Origin of the sequence: Gordonia sp. N1V (assembly GCF_029269935.1) — a bacterium.
GTDB lineage: Bacteria > Actinomycetota > Actinomycetes > Mycobacteriales > Mycobacteriaceae > Gordonia > Gordonia polyisoprenivorans.
Genome location: NZ_JARJDD010000088.1, coordinates 1 through 342, shown reverse-complemented (window position 1 = coordinate 342; position 342 = coordinate 1). Strand labels below are relative to the sequence as shown.

At 60.5% G+C, this 342-nt stretch carries 1 protein-coding gene; it reads right to left on the bottom strand.

The window, feature by feature from the left end; all coding sequences use genetic code 11:
* Positions 1–342 (bottom strand): sugar ABC transporter permease (locus P3L18_RS28225; RefSeq protein ID WP_276116009.1); only part of this gene is annotated, 342 nt, incomplete at both ends.

Below are 342 nucleotides of genomic sequence, written 5' to 3'. Positions count from 1 at the left end.
GCGGTCAACACATAAATGTTGTCGAACACCCGGAACGCGTCCAGAGTACGGAACAACAACGCCACCAGGATCGCCGGTTTCATCAACGGCAAAATGATCCGCCACAACCGCGTCCACGCCCCCGCCCCATCCACCTGGGCGGCCTTCAACAAATCATCGGGCACCAACGCCAAACCAGCCAGCAACAACAACGCCATGAACGGGGTCGTCTTCCACACCTCGGCCAACACGATGATCGCCAACGACGGCCACTGCTGAGTCAACGGGGCACTCCCATCCGGCAACAAATTCGCCAGATACCCCGTCCCCGGCGTCCACGCGTAATACCAGGAGAACGCCGCC